The sequence below is a fragment of the Chitinophaga sp. genome (genome assembly GCF_039596455.1).
Taxonomy (GTDB): domain Bacteria; phylum Bacteroidota; class Bacteroidia; order Chitinophagales; family Chitinophagaceae; genus Chitinophaga.
The window spans coordinates 914784-940236 of record NZ_JBCNJR010000001.1 but is presented as its reverse complement, the minus strand read 5'-3'; the positions used below and the strand labels follow the sequence as shown (position 1 = coordinate 940236).

Here is a 25453-nt window from a genome sequence, read left to right as displayed (position 1 = left end):
AGTTGTGGAAAAGCGGGAGAAGATGATTGACAAAACTTTCTATCTTTGTTTGCCTTACATTTGCAACAATTATTAAGTAACCTTATGAAGTTTATCGTTTCTTCCTCTACTTTATTGAAACAATTACAACAGATCAGCGGTGTGATTAACTCGAACACGGTATTGCCCATCCTGGAAGACTTTCTTTTCATGATAGACAAGAACGAGCTCACCGTAATTGCTACCGACCTGGAAACCGTTATGAAGGTAAAGCTGGAGGTAGAAGCAAAAGAAAGCGGGCGCATCTGCATACCGGCCAAGATACTGATGGACTCCCTGAAGAATCTGCCTGACCAGCCGCTCACTTTCAACATAGACCTCAACTCCTTTGCCGTTGAGATCACTTCGGACAACGGTAAATACAAGGTGATGGGCGAGAACCCGGAGAACTTCCCGAAAGAGCCCGCCGCGGAAGACGCTACCAGCTTCACCATGACCGCTACAGCACTGGTAACCGCCATCAACAAAACATTGTTTGCTGTAAGTAATGACGATCTCCGCCCGCAAATGACGGGTGTGTTCTTTGAGCTGCACCCTGACAATATCACCTTTGTGGCCACAGACGCACACCGCCTGGTGAAGTACATCCGCACAGATGTGAAATGCCCGCAGCAAGACAGTTTCATTGTGCCCAAAAAGCCCCTGAACCTGCTCAAAGCTGCTATTCCTGACAACGACAGCGAAATCAAAATATCTTACAGCGGCAACCACTTCTTTGTGTCTCACGACAATGCGCAGATGATCTGCCGGCTGATAGACGCCCGTTTTCCTGACTACAAGGTGGTGATCCCGAAGGAAAACCCCTACCGCCTCACCCTGGTGAAAAACGACTTCCAGAACGGCCTCAAACGTGTTAGCGTGTTTGCCAATAAAAGCACCAACCAGGTAGCCCTCAACATCAGCGGCGCCGAACTGCAGCTGTCCGCGCAAGACGTTGACTTTTCTTTTGAGGGTAATGAGCGCATGAGCTGCCAGTACAGCGGGGAAGACATGCAGATCGCTTTCAACGCTAAATTCCTGATAGAAATGCTGCATGCGGCTGAAGGTGATGAGATCACCATTGACCTTAGCGCACCCACCAAAGCCGGCATTCTGCGGCCGGTGGAAAAAGGCGAGTCTGAAGACCTGCTGATGCTGGTAATGCCGCTGCTGCTGAACAATTGATCAGATCAAAACAATGCATAACGGAAGGGGGCCTGTCACAAGGCCCCTTTTTATTGCCACACATTAAAGCTTGCAAATATTAATTCCGCTTATGTATTAAAGTAAAAGCTCATTCATCGCCATTCCCCGTCAACCGCCTCAACAATTAACTATTTCTTCATATATAAAGCTTTCTCTGAATGAATTGCTTGTTTTCCCATACACAAATAATCCGCTGAAACCCGCTACAATTGGGCAAAAATTCGTAAATTTTCATTAGGAACATAACTGATACTTACTAACCTCAACGTACATACGAACTAATTCCATCCACGCATGATCGACTTTTTTGAGCATATACCTTCTTCCTACCGTACCGCCATGCTGGTGGCCGGCCTGGTGTTGCTATGGCTCATTGAAGGCGTTATTCCCCGCTTCCGTTTCAGGGGTAATAAATATAAGCATGCAGGTACCAACCTTTTTTTCACCGTTACCACGGCCGTAGTCAACCTCGGGTTTGCCTTCCTGATCGTAAAAGCGTCTGAATGGACGGCCCGGGAACAGTTTGGCCTGTTATACTGGCTGAACCTGCCTGTGTGGCTGCATGCCGTGCTGGCCCTGCTAATGCTTGACTTTATCGGCGCTTACCTGATACACCTTATCCAGCACAAAATTGCCTGGATGTGGCATTTTCATAAAATACACCATACAGATACGGAGGTAGACACTACTACCGCCCTTCGCCATCACCCGGTGGAGAGCGTGTTCAGGGTAGTGGCGCTTTTTGCGGCCATTGTGGCCATGGGGGTGCCCATCTGGATGGTGATGCTGTACCAGACGCTTTCTGCCTTCATGAGCCAGTTCAACCACGCCAACATCCGCCTGCCGGGCTGGCTTGACAAGGGCCTGAGCTGGGTCATTGTATCGCCTGACATGCACAAGGTGCATCACAGCCGGTACCAGCCTGAAACGGATTCAAATTATGCCAATATATTTTCTATCTGGGACCGCCTCTTCGGTACGTTCGTTACAGTGAAAGATACCACCAGCCTTCAATATGGGCTGGATGAATACCAGGATGCGCGTTATCAACAGATTGGCCCCTTGCTGAAGACTCCCTGGGAAAATGTGCCGGAACGTGACCAGCAGCCTGGCTTGCAACAATAGCGGTTTATTATTTATTCACTATATAATCTCTATTCAGTATGCATCACCCAACTAGTATGCCCAAAATTGCAGGGTTTGCCTCCATCTTTGTAGGTGTGGTTACGGCCGCATTCTCATTTATCAGCAAATCTGCAGAAGCTGCTATTTACCTTGGCGCCGCGGGCGTTTTCGTTTGCATCGTTTCCCTGATCATTGCCCGTAAAAGTATTGATGAATTGCAAATGGCCGTGGCTGGTCTTTTCCTGGCAATTGTTGCTACCGCCATAGGTTTCTGGCAGCAGTATAATTTATAGCAGCGCATTGCGCCTTTCACAAGTTCCTCTTTTCGGGTGCCGGTGTAATAACCGTACCCAATGATGAGCAACCTCCCGAAATCCGGATCGGGGAACTTGCAATGTCCTTATTTCCCTTTCCTTGTAACCTTTCTCGAGTATTTTTCCAGGTAACCCGGAGCCGCACTGGTGGGAAAAACCACCAGCGAAGTATCGTTCAACACCTTTATCAACATGGTATCTATCACCGGCAGCGTATCTTTCGCTCCTTCCGCATGGCTCCAGAGCAGCAGCGTATCCTGCAGCAGCTTCCACTTGTCATAGAACCGGCTGTGCATATTCACGGATTCCGCCCTGCCGTTTTTCTTCAACGTAAAGCCCTGCATTACGCTGTCTATTCCCTGCACGGGCTGCAGCCACTTGCCGGGCATCAATGTAGAATCTACCACCACAGCAGTATCTGCCGTTACAACTACAGAATCCGCAGGCAGCGTATCTACTCCCCCGGTACTATCGGTAACGGCTACACTGTCTTTCTCTGCTTCCCGGGGTACCGGCGCCTGGCATGCTGCCATTAACAGCAACCAGCCGGCAAACAGGCCATATTTCTTCATACAGGATCTTTTGTTAAAGGGTATTATTCTTCCTATCAAAGATAATGCTAAACACAGCTTATTTGGAATTTGAAGTTCTGCGCCCTACATTTGTATCACTTTAGGGGTGTTTCTCCTTACAGAGAAACTGAGATGATACCCTCAGTACCTGATGCAGTTCGCACTGCCGTAGGGAAAAGTAATACTGAACTCCTTCTCATCTACATCCTTAAAGTTTATTGTTCACCTAAACTCCTTGCAAACATGGAAGTGCTTGTAAACAATAAACTTTATGCTGTGCAGCCGGAAACAACCGTTGCTTCACTCTTACAGTTTATTCAGCTCCCGACAACGAAAGGCATTGCAGTTGCCGTTAACCGCAGGGTGGTACCGCGGCCGGACTGGCCGGCCACTATGCTATGCCCTTCAGACCAGGTCATGATCATTCAGGCCACACAGGGCGGTTAAGACCATTTCGAAAAAGAACATTTTTCCTGTCAGCTCCCCGGAGGGAGCAGGGCATTGCCATGCCTGTTCCCGGAGCATTCAAAAAACTGTACTATGCAAAACAACACTATCAGCCGTGCGCCGCTGCCGGCATCACAGAAAATTTATGTGCATGGCCCCATGCACAACATACAGGTGGCCATGCGCGAAATAACGCTGACGGATACACGCTTGCAGGGCGCCCGCGAAGCGAACGCCCCGGTAACCGTATATGATACCAGCGGCCCTTATACAGACCCCGCCGTGAACATAGACGTACATAAGGGCCTGCCGCGCCTGCGGGAGCCCTGGGTACGCGGCCGCAATGATGTGGAACAGCTGCCGGCTTTTTCCGCCCCGCAGCAAAACGGGTTCCATCACCTCCATCTGCCGCTCAAAGCGGCGCCGGGCCGCAATGTTACGCAGCTGCATTACGCCCGTCAGGGCATCATCACGCCGGAAATGGAATACATTGCTATCCGTGAAAACCAGCGGGCCACCGGCCATTCCCGCCTCATTACGCCGGAGTTTGTACGCCAGGAGGTGGCGTCGGGCCGCGCCATCATCCCCTCCAACATCAACCACCCGGAAGCAGAGCCCATGATCATCGGGCGCAACTTCCTGGTGAAGATCAATGCCAACATCGGTAATTCTGCCGTTACCTCCGGCATTGAGGAGGAAGTGGAAAAAGCGGTGTGGGCCTGCCGCTGGGGCGCAGATACGATTATGGACCTGAGCACCGGCAAAAACATTCACGAAACAAGGGAGTGGATCATCCGCAACTGCCCGGTGCCGGTGGGTACCGTGCCCATTTACCAGGCGCTGGAAAAAGTGAACGGCAAGGCGGAAGCCCTTACCTGGGAGCTGTTTCGTGACACGCTGATAGAGCAGGCGGAGCAGGGAGTAGACTATTTTACTATTCACGCCGGCGTACTGCTGCGCTACGTGCCGCTTACGGCCAAGCGCACTACAGGCATCGTTTCCCGCGGAGGCTCTATCATGGCCAAATGGTGCCTGGCCCACCACCGGGAAAATTTCCTGTACACACATTTTGAAGAGATCTGCGAGATCATGAAAGCGTACGATGTAGCTTTTTCTCTGGGAGACGGCCTGCGGCCGGGTTCCATTGCAGACGCCAATGACGAAGCGCAGTTTGCGGAACTGGAAACGCTGGGAGAGCTGACCAAAATAGCCTGGCGGCACGATGTGCAGGTAATGATAGAAGGGCCGGGCCATGTGCCCATGCACCTCATCAAAGAGAATATGGACAAACAGCTGGCGCACTGCCATGAGGCGCCCTTCTACACCCTGGGGCCGCTCACTACGGACATAGCCCCCGGCTACGACCATATCACTTCCGCCATAGGCGCCGCTATGATTGGCTGGTTCGGCACGGCCATGCTCTGTTACGTAACGCCAAAGGAGCACCTGGGCCTGCCCAACCGTGAAGATGTAAAAACAGGAGTGATCACCTACAAAATAGCGGCCCATGCGGCAGACCTGGCCAAAGGCCACCCCGGCGCGCAACACAGGGATGACGCCCTGAGCAAGGCCCGCTTCGAATTCCGCTGGGAAGACCAGTTCAACCTTTCGCTTGATCCCGACACGGCCCGCAGTTTTCATGATGAAACGCTGCCGGCGGAAGGTGCAAAAATTGCGCACTTCTGCTCCATGTGCGGGCCTCACTTCTGCTCCATGAAAATATCGCAGGAAGTAAGGGCGGCAGGGCTTGCGGAACAGGCAGAACGTTTTCAGACTACAGGGGGGGAGATCTACTCATGATATGGATTGTGACATCTCCGCAGCGGGTACCGGAAGAAACGAAGTACCTCAACGAGCTGGCGGCCGCCGGCCCGGTAACGTTACTGCTCCGGAAGCCGGGCTGGGAGCTGCAGGAATACTCGGCCCTGCTGGAAGGGCTGCAAGATCATTCAAAAGTGATGATAACCGGTTACCCGGAACTGCTGGGCCGTTACAACGTGAAAGGGTTTCACATGAGTGAAAGCATGAGGGAACAACAACCAACGTCGCCAATCCTGCCTGCCCGTTACTGTAACCCGGTGCTGAGCACCTCCGTCCATACGCCGGAAAACCCCGGCCCGGCATGGCAATACCTGCTGCTTGGGCCGGTGTTTGACAGCATCTCAAAAAAAGGCTACAGCGGGAAAGCGCATTTATTCAACGCCGTTCCGCCCAACTGCATTGCCATCGGCGGCATAGATGCCTCCAACATTACACGCCTGAAAGCCATGGGGTTTCACGGGGCGGCCCTGCTGGGCGCCATCTGGCAAAATCCTGCAATGGCGGTGAAAAATTACCGGATCATTCAAACGCTATGGGACCATTCGCAATGAGCCTGGCCGGTCTCGATCCCTCCGGGGGAGCAGGCCTGCTGGCAGACATCAAAACTTTTGAGGCGCACGGCGTTACCGGCTTCGGTGTGTGTACGGCATTGACTGTACAAACAGACGATGCCCTGCTGTCGGTGGAATGGCTATCCGCCGAAAAGATCGTAGAGCAGGCGCTGCCGCTGCTTTCAAAATTCCCGGTGCACTACTGCAAGATCGGCATTGTAGAGCACCCCGGCATACTGTTGCAGGTACTGCCTGCGCTACAGGCAACGCGGCCGGGTTTGCAGTTTGTGGTAGACCCCGTGCTGAAGGCTTCTGCCGGTTATGTTTTTCATAACACTGCGCTGCAATACTGGGAAGCCGTATTGCCCCGGCTGCTGCTGCTCACGCCTAATTACGAAGAGGCAATGGCCATCACCGGCTGTTCCAGCGGGGAACAGGCGGCACAGCAAATGGCGGCGTATTGTGCCATACTGCTGAAAGGAGGACACCGGCCGGGCAAAGAAGGATGGGATACGCTGTATAACAGTACCGGCTATACGGAATTTGAGCCGGGGCAACAGCCTGTTTACCCGAAGCATGGCTCCGGCTGCGTACTTTCTGCCGCCATTACCGCCGCGCTCGCAATGGGCCTTGGGCTGGAAGAAGCCTGCAGAACGGCCAAGGCCTATACGGCCCGCTATCTGCAAAGTGATATTTCACTGCTGGGGCGGCACATAGCTGTTTTAAACGAAGAGAGAATCCGAAAGGCAAACTGATGGAATACCACTATTCAGGAATTAAATCACAATGTAATGACTATCACATACCGGTTTTAAACGGAAAAATTCCAAAAGTCAAACTGATGGAATCACTATTCAACTAAGAAATCATAACGATCATCATCAATTTTAACCACATGGAACGCCTGTTATATATCTCACAGCAAACGCCCGGTGCTTCTCACCTCGAAAATATCCGCGCGGCCTGCGAGGCCGGCTGCCGCTGGGTGCAGCTGCGCATAAAAAGCGGAGACATTTCCACCCAGGCCGCCGCCGCAAAAATTGTCTGCGACCAATACGGCGCGCAGCTGTCTGTAAACGACCATCCTGCCATGGCCGCTGCCATAGGCGCTTACGGCAGTCACGTTGGGCTGGAAGACGCGCCCCTGCCGGAAGCACGCCGCCTGGCAGGCGCCGCCTGCTGGTTGGGCGGCACCGCCAATACGCCTGAACAAGCGCTGGCCCACATTGCCGCCGGGGCAAACTACATTGGCTACGGCCCCTACCGCTTCACCACTACCAAAGACAAGCTGAGCCCTGTGCTGGGCATTGAAGGCTACAGTCAGTTAATACAGGTGCTGCAGAGCAAAGGCATTACTATTCCGGTGCTGGCCATTGGCGGCATTTTGCTGGAAGACATCCCGGCGCTGATGGCTACCGGCGTATACGGCGTAGCGGTATCAGGCCTGATCACGCATGCGGCCGACAAAAAAGAAATGGTGCAGAAAATCAAACTAGCTTTATCATGCAACAACTAACCATAGCAGGTACTACTTTCCAGAGCCGCCTGTTCACGGGCACCGGCAAGTTCGGCAGTGAACAGCAAATGGAAGACGCCATACTGGCCTCCGGCTCCGAGCTGGTAACGGCGGCCCTCAAACGGGTAGACACCAGGGCTCCCGTTCAAAACAACATGCTGGCGCACTTGCGCCATCCGCACATCCGCCTGCTGCCCAACACATCTGGCGTACGTACGGCCCGCGAAGCCGTTTTTGCGGCACAGCTGGCGCGTGAAGCGATGGAAACCAACTGGGTCAAGCTGGAAATACACCCAGACCCCAGGTACCTGCTGCCAGACCCTGTGGAAACACTACAGGCTACGGCAGAGCTGGTGAAGCTGGGCTTTGTGGTGCTGCCCTACGTGCATGCAGACCCCGTGCTTTGCAAACGCCTGGAAGAAGCTGGCGCCGCCGCCGTAATGCCGCTGGGCGCGCCCATAGGCAGCAACCGTGGCCTGCGTACGCAAGACTTCCTGGAGATCATCATTGCCCAAAGCCAGGTGCCTGTAATTGTAGACGCGGGCATTGGCGCCCCTTCTCACGCTGCCATGGCCATGGAAATGGGCGCAGATGCCGTATTGGTGAACACCGCCATTGCCGTGGCGGGCCTGCCGGTGCAGATGGCCGTTGCCTTCCGTGATGCGGTGGCGGCGGGCAGAATGGCCTTTGAGGCGGGGCTGGCAGGAGAAAGCCGGGAAGCGCATGCCAGCAGCCCGTTGCTCGCATTTCTGGACGAATAGACATTCCCCGCGTGGCTGCCGCATGAAAAGTCCGCAGAGCACCGGCATCTCGTTGAAAAAAGCGCAATAACGCCATTTGAAACAGGCGGCTTTCGCCCTTTAAAAATCATTTAAAGCAACAAGCATGGGATTCGAAACCACCTTCCGCCAATATAACTGGAACAACATAAAAGCCGCCATCTACAGCAAAACCGCCGCAGATGTAACACGTGCCCTTTCCCGGCAGCATCGCAACCTGGATGATTTTATGGCCCTGCTGTCTCCCGCGGCAGCACCGTACCTTGGAGAAATGGCCGCCCTCAGCCGGCAGATCACGCAGCGGCGCTTCGGGAAAACTATGCAGCTCTACGTGCCGCTCTACCTTTCCAACGAATGCCAGAACATCTGCACCTATTGCGGCTTTAGCTACAACAACCCTATTCGCCGCAAAACCCTCACCGGCGCGGAAATTATGCGGGAAGTAGAGGCTATACGGGCGGCGGGCTTTGAACATGTGCTGCTGGTAACGGGAGAAGCCGCGCAAACAGTGGGGCTTGACTATTTCGAAAAAGCCCTTCCGCTTATCACCCCGCACTTTGCCCAGGTATCCATGGAAGTACAGCCTATGAGCGAAGCGGAGTACACCGCACTTATTGGCTTGGGCCTGCACTCCGTGCTGGTTTACCAGGAAACGTACCATGAGGCGGATTACCGCAAGCATCACCCGAAAGGCAAAAAGTCGAATTTTGAGTACCGCCTGGCCACGCCAGACCGGCTGGGCGCCGCTGGCATACACAAAATAGGGTTGGGTGTGCTGATAGGGCTGGAAGACTGGCGCACAGACAGTTTTTTCACGGCCCTGCATCTTGCGTACCTGCAGCGTACCTACTGGCAAACCCGCTACAGCATCTCCTTCCCGCGGCTGCGGCCTTTTTCCGGCGGCCTGGCCCCCAAAGTGGAAATGAGTGACCGGGAGCTGGTGCAGCTCATTTGCGCTTACCGCCTGCTGCATGAAGACCTGGAGCTGAGCCTTTCCACCCGGGAACCGGAGCAGTTCCGTAACCACCTGGTGCAACTGGGCGTTACCACCATGAGCGCAGGCTCCAAAACCAACCCGGGCGGCTATGCCGTAGACCCGCAGTCACTGGAGCAGTTCGAGATCAGTGATGAAAGGAGCGCGGCTGCCATTGCCGCCATGATCAGGGAGCAGGGTTACGAACCGGTATGGAAAGACTGGGAAGTGTTTCAGCCGTGATGTTTTTTCGCCTAACTTTGCGGTCATGGACCACCAGTCGGGGAAGATTTACACCGTGCAGTTCTGGTTACTGTGCAGCAGTAACCTCCTCTTTTCGGCCAGTTTTAACATGATGATACCGGAGTTGCCGGCTTACCTCACCAGCCTGGGCGGGGCAGACTACAAGGGGTACATCATTGGCCTTTTTACCCTGATGGCGGGCCTTAGCCGGCCGTTCTCAGGCAAATTGACAGACACCATAGGCCGCGTACCGGTAATGGTATTCGGCTCCGTTATTTGCGTCATATGCAGTCTTTTATATCCCCTTGTCAGTTCTGTGGCCGCTTTCCTCTTACTCCGCTTTTTTCATGGTTTTTCTACCGGTTTCAAACCTACGGGCACTTCCGCTTATGTGGCAGACATGGTGCCTTTTAACCGCCGCGCGGAGGCCATGGGCATGGTGGGGCTCTTCAGCACCGTAGGCCTCTCGCTGGGCCCGTCTATTGGCGGCTCCATTGCCAATGCCTGGGGCATTATGACCATGTTCCAGGTATCTGCGGTATTTGCCTTGCTGTCTGTAGTGATATTGATCGGTATGAAAGAAACGCTCCACAACCGGCAGAGCTTTTCGCCAAGGCTGCTGAAAATTTCCCGGAGCGAGATTTTTGAACCGCTCGTAATGGCGCCGGTGGTGATCACCTTTTTAACCTATTTCAGCTACGGCGCCCTGCTGACCATTATCCCGGACTTCAGTAACTACCTGGGCCTGCAGAACAAAGGGCTGTTCTTTACCTTCTTCACGGCCAGCTCCATCGGCATACGCCTGCTTACTAGCAAAGCGTCTGACAGGTACGGGAGAGTACCCATGCTGAAAATTGCTTCTGCGCTGATGGCCGTTTCCATGTTGATCATCGGCATTTCCACCAGCCCGCAAATGTTGCTGGCAGGGGCATTGGTATACGGCGTTTCCCTGGGCATCAACTCGCCCGCCGTTACTGCGTGGACTATTGACCTGGGCCTGCCGGAACACCGGGGCCGTGCACTGGGCAGCATGTATATTGCGCTGGAAGCGGGCATCGGGCTAGGGGCGTTCTTTTCCGCGCAGTGGTATGGCAATAGGCCGGAGCATTTTGCGCGGGTGTTTTACATCATGGCCGTTATCACCTTGCTGGCCACTGTTTACCTGTTTTTTATCTACCGGAACAAATATGTGCGGTACATGCGGAAAACCATCCGCCTGAAATCAAAGGGGCATTAAATATTGCCGCGCATTCCTCTTTCAAACAAAATTTTGCTGAGAAATACCTGGCCAATGGAAGCGGCCTTCACTTTGGCAGTGGATGCGCGCGGCCCGCGGAACAGCTCATCTACCGTTTCATTGAACAGCAGCAGCCAGCGGTCAAAGTGCTCTTTGCCTACCGGCAGCGTGCGGTGCTTGGCATAAGGGGCGCCAAAATATTCTTTTTCGCCCAGCAGCTGCGTGCCCCAGAAGCGGTACATGGTCTGCAGGTGCGCACTCCAGGCTTCCGGCGCAATGCGTTCGGCAAAGACAGGCCCCAGCAGTTCATCCTGCTGGATCTTTGCGTAAAAGGTATCTACCATCTGCTGTATGTCATGGCTGTTAACTATGTCTTGCATCACTGAAGGTTTCTCCTGCAAAATTCGGAAAAACTACCTATACAGCCCGTGCTGTCTGCCAAAACCGATCTCGTCACGGCTGTCGTTTTCCCACTGTATCATTTCGTCCAGGAACTTGCTGATAAAACGGCTTACATTTTCCGGGGTGACCTCTTCCGGCTCAATGGTTTCAAGCGTTTCTACCTTCGGCTTTTCTTCCATGCCGTCAATAAAGGGGAAGCTGATCCATACCACCACCTGCCCGTTGCGGGTCTGGGAAAAAGAAAGGAACCCGCCCACCTTCATTTTTTGCACAATGCTGAAGGGAGACTGCTCTACTATACCGCTGGGCTCATGGTCAAATACCAGGTACACCACTTCCAGGCCCTGCATAGATTCGTTGGCGCCAGCCTTCCAGTTCAGCTTGTACTTTTCAGATACCGCCGTGAGGTGCTGCTTGAGGAAGGGCTTGGCATGGTCATGCCACTGTTTCCGCCGCTCCTTTACTTTGGCCAGCACCTGTATATACTCTTCCGTCAGTTTTCCGATTTCTTCCATATTATAACAGGTTGTAAAAAAGGGCCGCACCGTATTAGTGCCGCCCTTCTGCGTTAAAGTTTTTCGTACAGTTTGCGCAACCTTTCGCGCGTCATTTTCTGCTGCCAGTCTTTACCCAGCGCGTTTTCCCACAGGGGAGCCAGGCCCATAGACACATTGATCATCTTCTCAAAATCTTCATCTGTAAGGCCTTTGGTAATATGCTGGGGAATTTCCACCTGGTGTTTGTCTACCATCTGCTTAAACTCTTTCACACCTGCGGGATAAAATTCTTCCAACTTGTCAAACACAATACAGTTGCCGATGCCGTGTTTGGTGCCCAGCAGATAACTGAGGCCGTAGCTCACGGCGTGCGCCACACCTACCTGTGAGTAGGCAATGCTCATGCCGCCGGCGTAAGAGGCCATCATCAGCTTTTCGTCCGCATCATCGTCCCAGCGGTCTTTTTTCAGGTAGATCTCCTGGCACAGCTCCAGCGCCTTTTCTCCGTAAGAACGGCTGAAAGCGTTGAGGTACGTGCCTTCCAGTGATTCTATGCAATGAATATAACAATCCATGGCCGTATAGAAACGCTGGTTCACCGGCGCGTTTTTGATCAGTTCCGGGTCCAGCACAATCTGGTCAAACGGCGTGTAGTCGGAATTAAGGCCCAGCTTTTTGGTGGGGCCGGTAAGCACTGTGGTACGGCTCACTTCCGCGCCGGTGCCAGACAGGGTGGGAATGCCCACTTTGTATACGGCCGGTTTTTTAATGAGGTCCCAGCCCTGGTAGTCTGCAGAAGAGCCGGGGTTGGTCATCATCAGGCTTACGGCCTTGGCCATGTCCATGGTGGAGCCGCCGCCTATGCCAATGATGCCGCTCACTTCGCCGAATTCGGCTTTCAGCTCGTCCCGCAGCCGGTCTACATACACGGTTTTAGGCTCGTGCGTTACATCTATAAACACCACTTTGTCTTTCCCGCGCAGGGGTATGCGGGAAATAAAGGGCTGGTTCTTTTCAAAAAAATGGTCTACGAAGAAAATCATGGGCGCATCCCCTTTGCGGTGGGGAGCTATGATCTCGTCTAACTGGTTAAACGCGCCGCGTCCGAAAATTACGTACCCTACCAGTTTAAAGTTTCTGAATTTCATCCTTTATCATTTAGCTGTTGCCTCACCGGCCGGCGGTTGCATGGCAACGTTTGTGTTATTTATTCTCCAGCAGGCGGGAAGCCCTTTCCAGGTCTTCCGGCGTATCAATTTCCACGCCCATGTAATCTGTTACCACCATTTTCATGGGTATCCCGTTTTCAAGATAGCGCAAACATTCTATTTTCTCTGCAGCTTCCAGCGGGCTCATGGGCGTTTTGGTGAACTGCAGCAGCGCATTGCGGCGGAAAGCGTAGATGCCGATGTGCTCATAGTAGGTGGTTTGCACAGCTTTGTCTCTCGGATACGGAATAACGGAGCGGGAAAAGAAAAGCGCATTAAAATCCTTGTCTACCGCCACTTTCACGAAGTTGGGGTCTTCAATGTCTTTCCAGTCTTTCAGTACCTGCATGAGAGAGGCCACCTGCACCTTTTTGCCCGCCTCGCCTTCGAACACCTGCAGCAGCTTTTCAAGCGGTTCTTTTTGGGTAAAAGGTGTATCTCCCTGAACATTTACTACTATCTCCACATCCTCCATTGTTTCCACGGCTTCCGCAATACGGTCTGAGCCGCTTTCATGCTCGCGTTTGCTCATAACGGCCTTGCCGCCGTTGCTCACAATTTCGTTGTAGATCACCTCACTGTCTGTTACCACCATCACATCATCAAACACACCTGTATTGCGGGTTGACTCATACGTACGCCAGATAACGGACTGGCCGGCCAGTACGGCCAGCATTTTGCCGGGAAACCTGGTGGCTGCATATCTTGCAGGGATCAGTGCAATTTTTTTCATGCGTTGTGGAGGCTTGAATTAGAGAACACTTTTTACGGCGGTGGCCAGTTTGGAGGCCCTGTCACGCAGCTCGTCTTCCGTCCACACCAGGCTGATGGGGAAGGAGATGCAGCGGCTGATCACCGCATCTGAAGCCGGGAAGGTTTTGGTTTTGTATACTTCCATGGCTTTGGCCAGCTGGGCTGCAAAAGGCGTGAGGGTAGCGCTTTCCTTGAAGTGCTGCCATTTACGCACGTAGTGCCAGTTATTGTCGAACCAGTAGAACGCGGGCAGGCCGGCGGCCTTGATGGCGGCGGTGGCTTTGCGGGCGGTTTCTTCATCAGGTAAAAAGAAAGACAGATGGGTGGCGCTGTCTCCCTCCGGATCTGGTAGGCGGCGGAAGGTAACCTGCGGCACTGCTGCCAGCGTTTCTTTCAGCACCTGTTTGTTGTTGCGCAAAATGGCCAGGAACTTGTCCAGCTTGCGTATCTGCGCCAGGCCCACGGCTGCGTGCAGTTCCGAAATGCGGAAGTTGTAGCCCAGGTGCGGGTGGCCGTCTGCGCCACGGTCTGCGCCGCCAAGGTGATCGTGACCATGGTCAGAGTAGGCGTCACATTTGGTGTAGATATCTTTATTGTTGGTGATCACGGCGCCGCCTTCAGCGCAGGTGATGGTTTTTACAAAGTCGAAAGAGAATGTGCCCGCGTCGCCGATGGAGCCGAGCGCGCGGCCTTTGTGGGTGGCGCCGGTAGACTGGCAGGCATCTTCCAGCAGCAGCAGCTTGTGCTCCCTGCAGATCTCTTCCAGCGCGTCCATATCTGCCATGGAGCCGCACATATGCACCGGCATTACGGCTTTGGTACAGGGAGTAATGGCTGCCTTTACAGCAGCCGGGGCCAGGGTGAGCGTATCGTCTACATCCACCAGCACGGGCGTGGCGCCTACAGACAATACCGCCTCAAAAGAAGCTACGAAAGTAAAGGTGGGCATGATCACCTCATCTCCCGCGCCAATGCCCAATGCAGCCATGGCGGTGGTGAGGGCCGTGGTGCCGCTGGAGGTCAGCTGTGCATATTGCACATTGAAACGCTCACGGAGCGCCTGCTCCAGCTCCTTTGCTTTCCAGATCCCTTTGCGGGGACCATCAAATCCATAACGCATGTAAATGCCCGTTTCAAGCACGTCATTTACTTCCTTTTTCTCTTCTTCGCCAAATAATTCGAATCCTGGCATATTGATAAATTTTTTTATTTACGAGGTTGTGCAAAGGTAGTATAATCAGCTAATGCGCAAATGACAAAAACTGTTTATCTTTTGCTAAAAATTTACCATGCGTCAATGCATCATTCTCATGGCAATAGTTGCCTTTTGCGGCCGGATGCCCGCCAATGCGCAACAGGCGGACGTTACACGCATCAAGGCCCTGATGGAACAGCAGACCAAAACCTGGAACGATGGAAACCTGGAGGGTTTCATGGATACCTATTGGGCCTCGGACTCCCTGATGTTCATTGGCAAAAAGGGTATTACTTACGGCTGGCAGGCCACGCTGGATAATTATAAAAAATCGTACCCGGACAAGACGGCCATGGGCCGCCTTTCCTTTAACCTTATTGAATTTAAAAAACTGGCGGCGGATGTGTATTTTGTAGTTGGTAAATGGCACCTTGCCCGTACCATCGGCGATCTTTCCGGCCACTTTACCATTGTACTGCGGAACATCAACGGGCAATGGAAAATAGTGGCAGACCACTCCAGCTAATAAATCGAGAACAAAATGACAAAACGGCTTCTTCTGCTTCCCTTGCTGCTGGCTGCTTTTAGCGCACAGGCCCAGCAGTGTGACCTGCTGATCCGCAACGCCAGGATCATTGACGGCACAGGCAACTCCTGGTTTTACGGGGATGTGGCGGTGAAAGACGGCAAAGTGCTGCAAACAGGCCGCCTGCCGGCGGGTATTACCGCCGCCCGCACCATAGACGCGGCCGGCATGGTGGTGGCCCCGGGCTTCATTGACGTGCATACGCATATTGAAGGAGACGAGTTTAAAGTACCTACGGCAGACAATTTCCTGTACGACGGGGTAACTACCGTAGTAACCGGTAACTGTGGCTCTTCCAATGTAGACCTGGGCAGGTATTTTTCCCGGCTGGACAGTTTGAAAACTTCCGTAAACGTAGCCTCTCTCATTGGCCACAACGACGTACGCCGCGCCGTAATGGGCAGCTCGGACCGCGCTCCCAGCGCCGCGGAGCAGCAGCAAATGGAAGCCCTGGTGGCTAAAGCCATGCAGAGCGGCGCCGTAGGCCTCTCCACCGGTCTTATTTACCTCCCAGGGCTGTATGCGCGCACGCCGGAAGTGGTGGGCCTGGCCAAAGTGGCCGCGCAATACGGCGGTCTTTACGCTACGCATATGCGCAATGAAGCAGACGCAGTAGAGGCGGCTATAGAAGAAGCGCTCACCATAGGGCGGCAGGCCAATATACCGGTAGAAATATCCCACTTCAAAATAGGCGGTAAACAGAACTGGGGCCGCTCCAAAGTAACGCTGGCCATGGTGGAAAAAGCGCGCCGGGAAGGGCTGGAGGTGACCATAGACCAGTACCCCTATACTGCCAGCAGCACCAGCCTGCGCACCATGTTGCCTGATTGGGCGCTTTCCGGCGGAACAGACTCCATCCAGTACCGCCTGAATAACCCTGCCATCCGCAAAAAGATAGCAGACGAGATGACGTCGCTTTATAAAAAGCGCAGGCTAAAACACCTGGATTATGCTGTGGTGGCTTATTTCCGGCAAGACACTACGCTCAACGGGAAAAACATTGCGGAGATCAACAAAATAAAAGGCCGCAAATCACGCCTGAAAGAAGAAGTGCAAACCGTGCTGGACCTTGCGGCGCAGGGCAGCGCCAGCATGGTCTTTCACGGCATGAGCGAAGAAGATGTGAAATACATTATGCGTTACCCTTTCAACATGTTTGCTTCAGACGCCAGCATCCGCGAGTTTAATGTAGGCGTGCCGCATCCCCGCGGTTATGGCACCAATGCAAGGGTATTGGGAAAATATGTAAGGGAAGAAAAAGTAATCGGGCTGGAAGAGGCCGTTCGCAGAATAAGCTCATTGCCTGCGCAAAAGTTCCGCCTCAAAAACAGGGGTCTGCTGCTGCCAGGTTATGCGGCAGACCTGGTAGTATTCAATCCTGACGTGGTCAAAGACCTCTCTACTTTCACAGCACCGCACCAGTATAGCACAGGTTTCCGGTACGTGTTGGTAAACGGCGTGGTAACGGTAGACGGCGGGCGGCATAACGGTACAAGGAACGGCATGGTGCTCAGGCTGAACCAGTAGCGCCGCTATTCATTATTGCCGGAAGGCCCTAGTGCCATCATGATGCTGCTGATAACGGAGAGCACCACACTAAAAATAAGCGCCCACCAGAAGTTGTCCACTTTAAATCCTTTCACCAGGCTACTGGCCCACAATACAATAAGCGCATTGATCACCAGCAGGAAAAGCCCCAGTGTAAGAACGGTTACAGGCAGCGTCAGAATTACCAGGATGGGCTTTACGATCAGGTTGAGCAAACCCAGCACTATAGCCAGCAACAATGCGGTCGTAAAATCCTGCAGCCTTACGCCGGGCAGCAGATAAGCCGTCAGCAACGCGGCCAGTGCGGTAACGAGTATACGAATGAGTATTCCCATAGGGCAGAAAATTGGTCGTACAGATTACATACATTACACAAAAAGTGTGCAGAATGTTCACTGTCAGATCACTATCAGCTCGTAAAAATCTTCCCGGTTGTAATACTGCTGGGCCAGTTGCTGCAATTCCGCGGCCGTAATGGTTTTGATGGTGCGTACGTTGTTGTAGAAGTAATGCTCGTCAAGATCATTCAGGATAAGATTCTTCCAGCGTTGTATCACCTGGAAGGCGCCGTCCAGGTCACCGAGAATGGAGCCAATCATGTAATTCCGTACCAGGCCCAGTTCTTCTTCAGGCACCGGTTCGGTTTGCAGGCGTTCCATTTCCTTATAGATCTCTGCAAGCGTAGCCTCACACACATCACGGCCTGCTTCGGTATGAATGTTAATGCCCCCTGCCTGCCTGAAATTGTATATCTGCGAGCTGATGCCGTAGGTATATCCTTTCTCTTCCCTGATGTTGCTCATCAGGCGGCTGCCAAAGTAGCCGCCAAAAATGGTGTTCAGCACCAGCATCTTCGGAAAATCTGGGTGGTAGCGGTTGGGGAAGGGCCGGGCAACACGCACTGCTCCCTGTACGCCATTCTCATCATTAAAAATGCGGTACTTCTTTTCTTCGGCGGGCAGTATAGGCAGGTCTGGCCGCAGCACATGGCTTTGCCCGTTCCATTCGCTGCTACCGAAATAGCGGTTCAGCATGGGGATCACATCCGCCGGCAGATTACCGGCCAAAAATATTTTGCAGTTGTTGTAAGTATACTGCTTCTTATAGAACGCCTTCAGAGATTCGGTCTGCAGCGCATCGTACGCCATCATGCTGCTCACGCGGCCGTAGGGGTGAAACTCCCCGAAGAGGTACTTGTCTATATGCCGGTTGGCTACAAACTCGCACTTCTGCAAGTTCACGGCCAGTTTCTGTTTCATGTTCTGCACATAGATAGCCAGCTCTTCTTCCGGGAACACGGGGTCCTGTATCACCTCCTGCAGCACGGGCAGCAGTTCCGCCGTGTGTTTGGACAGGCAGTGAAGTGTATAGGTGGCGTTTTCATGAAAGCAGTTGCGGTTGAGGTAGGCGCCATAGTACTCCGTCATTTCGTTGATCTCAAGCGCGGAATGCTTGCTGGTGCCGTTCTTCATAAGGAAGTTGGTAGCGGCGGCCACCATGTTCTCTGACTCGTACCAGGTACCGGCAGGGAACACCAGTTCCAGCTGCAGCGTTTCCTGTTCTTCAGAGCGGATCACGTAAACGGGAATACCGTTGTCTAGCCTGAACAGCTCATACGGTTTCAGCAGCACGTCAAATTCCACTGCGTCTTTTATAGGGGGTGCCTGTTTTCTGTTGATCATAATTTTATGCCTGGTTGCCTGCGTAATAGTGAATGGTGTTGGAGTTCTTTTCGGAGAAGATGATCTGCGCCTCACGGTGCACGTCTGCCGTGGTTACCCGCTCGTAGCGGTCAAATTCTTCGTTCATAAGCGCTGCGTCGCCCAGCAGCTCATAAAATGCCAGGTTGTTGGCCCGGTTCAACAGGCTCATGTCTTCAAAGGCCAGCATGCTCTCCACGCGGTTCTTTACCTTCTGCAGTTCGCGCTCCGGCGTAACGTTTTGCTGCAGCCTGTTCAGCTCCTCCTGGATCCCTTTCTCCGCATCTTTCATCTTCACACCTTTCACCAGCTTGCCTTCAATGGTAAGCAACCCTGCATCTACCGTACCAAAATGGTAACAGTCAATATTGCTGAACAGCTTCTTTTCTTTTACCAGCGCCTGGTGCAGGCGGGAAGAGCCGCCGCCGCCAAGAATGTCAGATACCAGGTCTGCCGTATAATACCGCTGGTCTTTACGCGGGTATATGTGATAGGTTTTGTACAGCGCGTCTAACGGTACCTTGCCGGTTACTTCCAGCAGGTGGGGCGCGGTCTGCAAAGGCTCTTCCGGCAGCTTGCGCAGGTACTTTTCTCCGGAAGGAATGTCTCCGAACCATTTTTCCGCCAGGGCTTTCATCTGTGCGGTGGTTACCTTGCCAGCCACCACCAGTATTGCGTTTACGGGGCGGTAATGACGGAAGAAAAAAGACTTCACATCGTCCAGACGGGCGTTCTCGATGTGAGACAGCTCCTTGCCGATGGTCATCCAGCGGTAGGGATGGCTGCTGTAGGCCAGCTCCCGCATTTTATGCCATACGTCTCCATAGGGTTTGTTGATGTAATGTTCTTTAAATTCTTCACACACCACCTTGCGCTGCACGTCAAGGCTTTTTTCGGAGAACGCGAGAGACAGCATGCGGTCGCTTTCCAGCCAGAAGGCCGTCTCAATGTTTTCCGCAGGCAACTCTATGTAGTAGTTGGTAAGGTCGCTGGTGGTATAGGCGTTGTTTTCCCCGCCGGCCATCTGCAGCGGCTCGTCATATTCGGGTATATTGATGGAGCCGCCAAACATAAGGTGCTCAAACAAATGCGCAAAGCCGGTCTGGTCAGGGTTTTCGTCACGGGAGCCTACGTCGTACAGCACGTTCACCACTGCCATAGGAGTAGTGGCGTCTTCATGAACAATTACCCTTAACCCGTTATCTAAAGTAAACCTGTTAAAATGGATCATAATTGATTTTGATAAAAATAAAGCCGTTCCGCGGGGGAGCGGGCCAGCCCAAACATACAAATTTACGACAAATGCCAGTATTCGCTACAATATGCTCCGGATGGGCAGCTTTTTGAGCATCAGCTCCCCGTTGCGCATCAGCAGCAGGGTGGGGCGGGTGCCGATGTTCTTCAGAATGTCCCGGTATACCTGCAGGTTGCTGGTGAAGTTGTTGTTGACGGCCAGTATGAGGTCTCCGGGCTTGAAGCCGGCCTTTTCCGCGGGGGAGTTGCGGATCACGTCTGTTACCTCAATGCGGTTGTCTATCAGGTAAATAATGAGGCCGGTGTAGGAATAGTCGAACTGGTCACGAAAGTGGGTATTGGGCAGCAAGTGAATTTCCTTGCGGGCATAGTTGAGGGTGAGGTTGAAGCGGCGCAGCAGGTCGTTCCCGATCATACCGCCCAGGGAAGGATAGGAGGTAATGTTGGTCACATCGTCAAACAGGTAGGTGGGCACGTTGCGGAAGGTGTAGTTGCCTATCCTGAACTCGTTCATGGTGGTGATGAACATCTGCATCTTGCCGCCAAGGCCCTGTGCCTCCGTGGGTATTACCTTGGCCTTGCGCTTTACCAGCAGCGAGCTGTCTTTCACAAACTGCGTGCTGAGCAGCAGGCACATGCCGGCGCCGGTATCAAAGTAGTAGCGGTGGTTCACATTCCTTTTGCCACTGCGCAGGGGCGCCGGTACCACGGGTATGAAGGTGAGGTTGGGCTTCATCATGTACCCGCCGCGCGGGTAACGGAAGCGGCCATGGGTGTAGACCACTATTTCCTCTTTGTCATAATCTACCTGCACAATATAGCGGCTCAGGAAGCTGTAGCCAACAATGCCGTCTATCTGGATGCCGTATACCTGGCTGATCAGCTCGTAGTTGTTCACGTGAAAGTCAAGACTGTCTACGGACAGCCCCGGCAGGTGCAGGGTATGATCTGTGGCAAAGGAGATGTTTTTACTAGCGCCGAGGCCTCTCACAATTTTGTCTGACGGGGTGAGCTTGATGCCAAGGCTGAGACAGGTGCCCGTATCCAGCGAAATGCCGGCGCTGCCCGTATCCAGGAGGAACTGCAGGGTATCGGGATAGTTGCTGAGCCTGGCAGAGATCACCACCACGCCTCCGTAGTATTGTTTGAAGGGGAAGCGGGTAATGAGCCGGGCCTCAGGCTCGTCTGTTGTGCTCTCCTGCTCCTGGGCCCTCACATCCACCTTGAAAATCAGCAGGCAAAGGATCAAAACGTGAAATATCTTGATGTGCATAAGTTTGGTGTGACGCACGGCGGTTCTATAAATTTAACATTTCTGGGCTTTCGCCGCCCATCTAATTGTTACAAGTGGCAAAATAGTTGTCCGGAAGCCCTAACTTTGTTGCCAAGATGCAATTAGAGGATTTATACAAAAAGGCCCAGCATTTGGAATTCCTGACGGCAGAAGAGGGTGTATACCTGTTTGAGCATGCCCCTTTGACGGAATTGATGCAGATAGCCAACGAACTGAGGAAGCAACAGGTGCCGCACGGCAAAGTGACCTGGCAGATTGACCGTAACGTAAACACCACCAATGTGTGCACGGCCAACTGTAAATTCTGCAATTTTTACCGCATCCCCGGCCATAAGGAGGCCTATATCACAGATATTGAGGAGTACAAGCGCAAAATAGATGAAACCCTGAAATACGGGGGAGACCAGCTGCTGCTGCAGGGCGGTCACCACCCCGAACTGGGCCTCAGCTTCTACACTACGCTTTTCCGGCAGTTGAAACAGCTGTACCCTACCCTGCGGCTCCATACACTGGGCCCCCCGGAAGTGGCGCATATCACCAAGCTGGAAAAAAGCACGCACATAGAGGTGCTGAAAGCGCTGAAAGAAGCGGGCATGGACAGCCTGCCCGGCGCCGGAGCGGAAATTCTGAACGACAGGGTGCGCCGCCTCATTTCCAAAGGCAAGTGCGGCGCCCAGGAGTGGCTTGACGTGATGCGCGCGGCCCACAAGCTGAACATTGCCACCTCCGGCACCATGATGTTCGGCCACGTGGAAACCGTGCTGGAACGTTTTGAGCACCTGGCGGCCATCCGGCAGGTACAAAGCGAAAAACCTGAGGGCCACTACGGCTTCACCGCCTTCATTCCCTGGACGTTCCAGGATGTAGACACCCTGCTGGCCCGTATCCGCGGTGTGCACAACATGACCACCTCCGAAGAGTACATCCGCATGATAGCGCTGAGCCGCATCATGCTCCCCAATATCAAAAACATACAAGCCTCCTGGCTTACCGTGGGCAAAGCCGTGGCTCAGCTCTGCCTGCACGCCGGCGCCAACGATTTTGGCTCCATCATGATAGAAGAGAACGTGGTAAGCGCCGCCGGCGCCCCTCACCGCTTCACCTATAAAAGCATCCAGGAAGCCATCCGCGAAGCGGGCTTTGAACCGCAACTGCGCACGCAGCTGTACGAGTTCAGGGAAATACCACAGGCTATTGAGGAGCAGGTGATCAACTACTAAAATATATTTTCAGAATATAAAAAGACCGCTGCGTAATCTGCAGCGGTCTTTTTATTGTGCATCACTGTCAACTTTTTCATTTCTTTAACAGTTCCCCGAAAAATATGTTAAACCTCCATACCCCATGTATCTTTTGTCCTTCATTTGCCGTCATACCTGTACAAAAACACAGCACTATGAAGAACAAGATGAGATTTCTAACTGTAGGCGTGCTGTCAGGGCTTATGTTATTCCTGGCAGCCTGCTCCGGCACCAAGGTAACATCGTCATGGAAGGAACCGGAAATTTCCCTGCACCCCAGCCAGAAAATTATGGTGATGGCGCTGGTCACAGATAAGGAAGGTGCGTTGAAGGCCAACATGGAGAAAGAAATGGTGGCAGCGCTGAAACAGAAAGGTTACCAGGCGGTGTCTGCGTTCCAGGAATATGGCCCGGGTGCATTTAAAGGCCTGAACGAACAAAAGGCGCTCGCCAAAATACGCCAGAAAGATATTGACCAGGTGATGACTATTGTGATGCTTGACAAGAGCAAGGAGAAGAACTACGTGCCCAACAACAGGCTTTACCGCCCCTTCCCGCCGTTCTACGGCAGGTTCTGGTGGTACTACAACAGCATGTATGACAGGGTGTACGAGCCGGGGTATTATACTACCAATACCAAATACTTCCTGGAGAGCAACCTGTACAACCTGCGGGATAAACAGCTGCTCTATTCTGTGCAAACGGAAACCTTTGACCCGTCTTCCGCCGCAAGAATGGCCGTGGTATACAGCCAGCAGGTGGTAAAAGACATGACGAAGCAACAACTTATTTCAAAACGCTAGTAGTACAGTACCGTCATAATCAATCCACAGGTAACCTGCCCAAAGGCGGGTTGCCTGTTTTTTTGTAAGTTTACCCTGCCTATTATGCTCGAACTCACCGTCAACAATACCACCAGCTTGCGGCAATTGCAGGCGGAGCACGCGCCCACCCTGTTCCTGCTGATCAATTCTTCCCGTAAATCCCTGCGCCGTTTTTTGCCCTGGGTAGATTACAATACCACGGAAGAGCATTCCCTCCGTTTTATAGAACTGATGCTGCGCAAGGCAGATGAGCAGGAAGCCGTAGCCTTCGGCATCTGGCATAAAGACGAGCTGTGCGGGGTAATAGACCTTCATGGCTGGGACCATGCCCTGCAAAAGGCGGAAATTGGCTACTGGATAGTGGAAACACACCAGGGCAAAGGCCTGGTAACAGACTCCTGCAAGGCGCTGGTAGGGTATGCTTTCAGCGCCATGCGGCTCAACAAGGTGGAAGTACGCTTTGCGCTCCAGAACGAGAAAAGTGCGCAAATACCCATCAAGCTGGGTTTTTCCAAAGAAGGGGTGCTGCGCCAGAGCGCCAAGCTGCACGGGCAATATGTGGATACGGTGGTAATGGGTATGTTGCGGAAAGACTGGAAGTACTGAGTGAATGCGTTCACCGCTTACAGGGATGCCCTGCCGCGGGAAATCTCACAAAGGCCGCCCACCTCAAACATCACAGATCATCACGCCCTGCTTCAGGGATGCCAGCTTGTCCTGCCGTTTCGGAATAAACTCCTGTGCCACAAAACCTTTAAAACCGGTATCCGCCACGGCCTGCATAATGGCCGGGTAATACAGCTCCTGGGTTTCGTCTATTTCATTGCGGCCGGGCACGCCGCCGGTATGATAGTGGGCAATGTACTGCTGGTTTTCCCTGATGGTGCGGATCACGTCTCCCTCCATGATCTGCATATGGTAAATATCGTATAACAGCTTGAAGCGCTCGGAGCCAATGGCTTTGCAAAGCTCAACGCCCCAGGCGGTATGGTCGCACTGGTAGTCGTGATGGTCTACCTTGCTGTTCAGCAGTTCCATTACCAGCGTCACTTTCTTTTTTTCCGCGTAGCTCATCAGCTTTTTGAGGCCGGCGGCGCAATTTTCAATGCCCTGCTGGTCATCCAGGCCTTCCCGGTTACCGGAGAAGCAGATGAGGTTGGTGAAGCCCGCTTTGGCGGTTTCGTCTATGAGATGCTCATATACCTTGACCAGCGGCTCATGGTGGGCCGTGCGGTTCCATCCGCGGGTAATGCCCCAATCTTTATGGTTGAGTGCCACCATGGCACAGGTAAGGTCATACTTTTTGGCAGTTGCGAAGTCTTTGGGGCCGAGCAAGTCTATAGAGCCCATGCCCATGCTTTTGGCCGCCCGGCAAAGTTCCTCCAGCGGAATGCCGTTGTAGCACCATGCGCACACGGAGTGGTTGATCTTTCCCTTCAGTTTTTCGTCTACTGCCCCTTCGTGGGCTGCCACACGGGATGTTAAGGATGTAAGGGCGGAGCCTGCCAGTGCCATAGTTGCTACTTTTTTGATCGCATCTCTGCGGGAGGAAGAATGTGTCATAACGTGACGGTTTGCGGCATGAATTTAATGGAATTATTGCCCATATGCAAGGGGCTCCCGCCGCCAGCCCGGCAGAAAGCCGCCCCGGCCTGCGTAGAAATACTTTTTTTTATTTTCCGTACAACCAGGTGATGAACTGCATTCGTATACAAACCCGGTATGGCAGCGGGTTTCCGTTCTCCAGGAGTAATACCGGCAATGGCCATCCCCGCAGCCTGTAACATTTTGGTAGGTTATTTGATTATATATAGAAAACGAGTGTGTATGGAAAGAAGAACTACACCCAGCTTACTGGTTTGCGTGCTGATGGACCTCATAGGTTGCGCCAGCTATGCAGTGCCGTTGCTGGGGGAAGTGAGTGACGTGATCTGGGCGCCGCTGTCTGCCCTCATCTTCTACAGGATGTTCGGCGGGCCCGTAGGCGCATTCGGCAGCGTATTCAATTTCATTGAGGAACTGTTTCCCGGTCTTGATTTTATTCCCACTTTTACCATTGCCCGCCTGGTAGTATATCTCAACCAGCAGTGGCAGGCTAACCCCAAAAAGCGGGCGCTCAACGACTTCCAGGCCGGTAAACGGGCATAAC

At 53.1% G+C, this 25453-nt stretch carries 28 protein-coding genes and 1 riboswitch; of the genes, 17 read left to right on the top strand and 11 right to left on the bottom strand.

The features are described 5' to 3' along the window. Positions 1–84 precede the first annotated feature (84 nt). From dnaN to ABDW36_RS03870, 3 genes are all read left to right on the top strand, one after another. Entirely contained in the window at positions 85–1203 is a 1119-nt protein-coding gene (dnaN, locus tag ABDW36_RS03880) for a DNA polymerase III subunit beta (RefSeq protein WP_343700562.1), read from the top strand. Positions 1204–1518: 315 nt separating this feature from the next. Next, on the top strand, positions 1519–2349 hold the full coding sequence (locus ABDW36_RS03875) for a sterol desaturase family protein (RefSeq protein ID WP_343700561.1): 831 nt from the start codon (positions 1519–1521) through the stop codon (positions 2347–2349). 56 nt (positions 2350–2405) lie between these two features. Then, positions 2406–2642 (top strand): hypothetical protein, encoded by a 237-nt coding sequence (locus ABDW36_RS03870; RefSeq protein ID WP_119077684.1) that lies wholly within the window; start codon positions 2406–2408, stop codon positions 2640–2642. Positions 2643–2749: 107 nt separating this feature from the next. Here ABDW36_RS03870 and ABDW36_RS03865 read toward each other — a convergent pair whose 3' ends face one another. Beyond that, entirely contained in the window at positions 2750–3235 is a 486-nt protein-coding gene (locus ABDW36_RS03865; RefSeq protein WP_343700560.1) for a lipocalin family protein, read from the bottom strand. 92 nt (positions 3236–3327) lie between these two features. Further along, positions 3328–3427: riboswitch (TPP riboswitch) on the top strand. A 51-nt stretch (positions 3428–3478) separates the two neighbouring features. On the opposite strand from ABDW36_RS03865, the gene thiS reads away from it, so the two are divergent. The 8 genes from thiS (at position 3479) to ABDW36_RS03825 (ending at position 10802) form a co-directional block, all read left to right on the top strand. Continuing rightward, on the top strand, positions 3479–3682 hold the full coding sequence (gene thiS, locus ABDW36_RS03860) for a sulfur carrier protein ThiS (protein ID WP_343700559.1): 204 nt from the start codon (positions 3479–3481) through the stop codon (positions 3680–3682). Between the two features lie 93 nt (positions 3683–3775). Beyond that, complete coding sequence (gene thiC / locus ABDW36_RS03855; RefSeq protein ID WP_343700558.1) at positions 3776–5482, top strand: phosphomethylpyrimidine synthase ThiC; 1707 nt, start codon at positions 3776–3778, stop codon at positions 5480–5482. Then, positions 5479–6054: a thiamine phosphate synthase gene (locus tag ABDW36_RS03850; protein WP_343700557.1), complete on the top strand. Its 576-nt coding sequence runs from the start codon at positions 5479–5481 to the stop codon at positions 6052–6054. Before thiC ends, ABDW36_RS03850 begins: the two co-directional genes overlap by 4 nt. Continuing rightward, positions 6036–6809, top strand: coding sequence for a hydroxymethylpyrimidine/phosphomethylpyrimidine kinase (locus ABDW36_RS03845; protein ID WP_343700556.1), 774 nt, complete (start codon positions 6036–6038; stop codon positions 6807–6809). The genes ABDW36_RS03850 and ABDW36_RS03845 overlap by 19 nt, the downstream gene beginning before the upstream one ends. Positions 6810–6949: 140 nt before the next feature. Beyond that, positions 6950–7570, top strand: coding sequence for a thiamine phosphate synthase (locus tag ABDW36_RS03840; RefSeq protein WP_343700555.1), 621 nt, complete (start codon positions 6950–6952; stop codon positions 7568–7570). Then, complete coding sequence (locus tag ABDW36_RS03835; RefSeq protein WP_343700554.1) at positions 7558–8331, top strand: thiazole synthase; 774 nt, start codon at positions 7558–7560, stop codon at positions 8329–8331. Before ABDW36_RS03840 ends, ABDW36_RS03835 begins: the two co-directional genes overlap by 13 nt. A 124-nt stretch (positions 8332–8455) precedes the next feature. Further along, positions 8456–9565 (top strand): 2-iminoacetate synthase ThiH, encoded by a 1110-nt coding sequence (thiH, locus tag ABDW36_RS03830; RefSeq protein WP_343700553.1) that lies wholly within the window; start codon positions 8456–8458, stop codon positions 9563–9565. A 25-nt stretch (positions 9566–9590) separates the two neighbouring features. After that, a complete protein-coding gene (locus tag ABDW36_RS03825; protein ID WP_343700552.1) occupies positions 9591–10802 on the top strand; it encodes an MFS transporter in 1212 nt (403 codons plus the stop codon). On the opposite strand, the gene ABDW36_RS03820 is transcribed toward ABDW36_RS03825, so the two are convergent. From ABDW36_RS03820 to ABDW36_RS03800, 5 genes are read right to left on the bottom strand one after another with little or no spacing between them, the layout of a single operon-like run. Then, on the bottom strand, positions 10799–11182 hold the full coding sequence (locus ABDW36_RS03820; RefSeq protein ID WP_343700551.1) for a group III truncated hemoglobin: 384 nt from the start codon (positions 11180–11182) through the stop codon (positions 10799–10801). The two genes, ABDW36_RS03825 and ABDW36_RS03820, sit on opposite strands and share 4 nt — an antisense overlap. A 33-nt stretch (positions 11183–11215) precedes the next feature. Further along, positions 11216–11719, bottom strand: coding sequence for a hypothetical protein (locus ABDW36_RS03815; protein ID WP_343700550.1), 504 nt, complete (start codon positions 11717–11719; stop codon positions 11216–11218). Positions 11720–11772: 53 nt separating this feature from the next. Beyond that, positions 11773–12849, bottom strand: a complete 1077-nt coding sequence (locus tag ABDW36_RS03810; RefSeq protein ID WP_343700549.1) for an iron-containing alcohol dehydrogenase family protein — start codon at positions 12847–12849, stop codon at positions 11773–11775. 55 nt (positions 12850–12904) lie between these two features. Continuing rightward, positions 12905–13642, bottom strand: a complete 738-nt coding sequence (gene kdsB / locus ABDW36_RS03805; protein ID WP_343700548.1) for a 3-deoxy-manno-octulosonate cytidylyltransferase — start codon at positions 13640–13642, stop codon at positions 12905–12907. An 18-nt stretch (positions 13643–13660) separates the two neighbouring features. Continuing rightward, positions 13661–14854 (bottom strand): DegT/DnrJ/EryC1/StrS family aminotransferase, encoded by a 1194-nt coding sequence (locus tag ABDW36_RS03800; RefSeq protein ID WP_343700547.1) that lies wholly within the window; start codon positions 14852–14854, stop codon positions 13661–13663. A 97-nt stretch (positions 14855–14951) separates the two neighbouring features. On the opposite strand from ABDW36_RS03800, the gene ABDW36_RS03795 reads away from it, so the two are divergent. Continuing rightward, positions 14952–15383: a DUF4440 domain-containing protein gene (locus tag ABDW36_RS03795; RefSeq protein ID WP_343700546.1), complete on the top strand. Its 432-nt coding sequence runs from the start codon at positions 14952–14954 to the stop codon at positions 15381–15383. A gap of 15 nt (positions 15384–15398) precedes the next feature. Further along, positions 15399–16970 carry a D-aminoacylase gene (locus ABDW36_RS03790; protein WP_343700545.1) on the top strand — a complete coding sequence of 524 codons (1572 nt, stop codon included), beginning with the start codon at positions 15399–15401 and terminating at the stop codon, positions 16968–16970. A 5-nt stretch (positions 16971–16975) separates the two neighbouring features. Here the strand turns inward: ABDW36_RS03790 and ABDW36_RS03785 are convergent, their stop codons facing one another. From ABDW36_RS03785 to ABDW36_RS03770, 4 genes are all read right to left on the bottom strand, one after another. Then, positions 16976–17326 (bottom strand): phage holin family protein, encoded by a 351-nt coding sequence (locus ABDW36_RS03785; RefSeq protein WP_343700544.1) that lies wholly within the window; start codon positions 17324–17326, stop codon positions 16976–16978. Between the two features lie 63 nt (positions 17327–17389). Further along, entirely contained in the window at positions 17390–18673 is a 1284-nt protein-coding gene (locus ABDW36_RS03780; protein WP_343700543.1) for a pitrilysin family protein, read from the bottom strand. A gap of 4 nt (positions 18674–18677) precedes the next feature. Further along, positions 18678–19922, bottom strand: a complete 1245-nt coding sequence (locus ABDW36_RS03775; protein WP_343700542.1) for a pitrilysin family protein — start codon at positions 19920–19922, stop codon at positions 18678–18680. An 84-nt stretch (positions 19923–20006) separates the two neighbouring features. Then, positions 20007–21218, bottom strand: a complete 1212-nt coding sequence (locus tag ABDW36_RS03770; protein WP_343700541.1) for an aspartyl protease family protein — start codon at positions 21216–21218, stop codon at positions 20007–20009. Positions 21219–21370: 152 nt separating this feature from the next. Here ABDW36_RS03770 and mqnC point away from each other — a divergent pair, with 152 nt between their 5' ends. The 3 genes from mqnC (at position 21371) to ABDW36_RS03755 (ending at position 23910) form a co-directional block, all read left to right on the top strand. Next, complete coding sequence (gene mqnC / locus ABDW36_RS03765) at positions 21371–22459, top strand: cyclic dehypoxanthinyl futalosine synthase (RefSeq protein WP_343700540.1); 1089 nt, start codon at positions 21371–21373, stop codon at positions 22457–22459. Between the two features lie 176 nt (positions 22460–22635). Next, positions 22636–23283 carry a hypothetical protein gene (locus ABDW36_RS03760; RefSeq protein ID WP_343700539.1) on the top strand — a complete coding sequence of 216 codons (648 nt, stop codon included), beginning with the start codon at positions 22636–22638 and terminating at the stop codon, positions 23281–23283. A gap of 84 nt (positions 23284–23367) precedes the next feature. Continuing rightward, entirely contained in the window at positions 23368–23910 is a 543-nt protein-coding gene (locus ABDW36_RS03755; protein WP_343700538.1) for a GNAT family protein, read from the top strand. Positions 23911–23973: 63 nt separating this feature from the next. Here the strand turns inward: ABDW36_RS03755 and ABDW36_RS03750 are convergent, their stop codons facing one another. Continuing rightward, a complete protein-coding gene (locus tag ABDW36_RS03750; RefSeq protein ID WP_343700537.1) occupies positions 23974–24867 on the bottom strand; it encodes a TIM barrel protein in 894 nt (297 codons plus the stop codon). A gap of 264 nt (positions 24868–25131) precedes the next feature. Between ABDW36_RS03750 and ABDW36_RS03745 the strand changes: the two genes are divergently transcribed. Beyond that, positions 25132–25452: a hypothetical protein gene (locus ABDW36_RS03745; RefSeq protein WP_343700536.1), complete on the top strand. Its 321-nt coding sequence runs from the start codon at positions 25132–25134 to the stop codon at positions 25450–25452. The last annotated feature ends 1 nt before the right edge of the window (position 25453 follow it).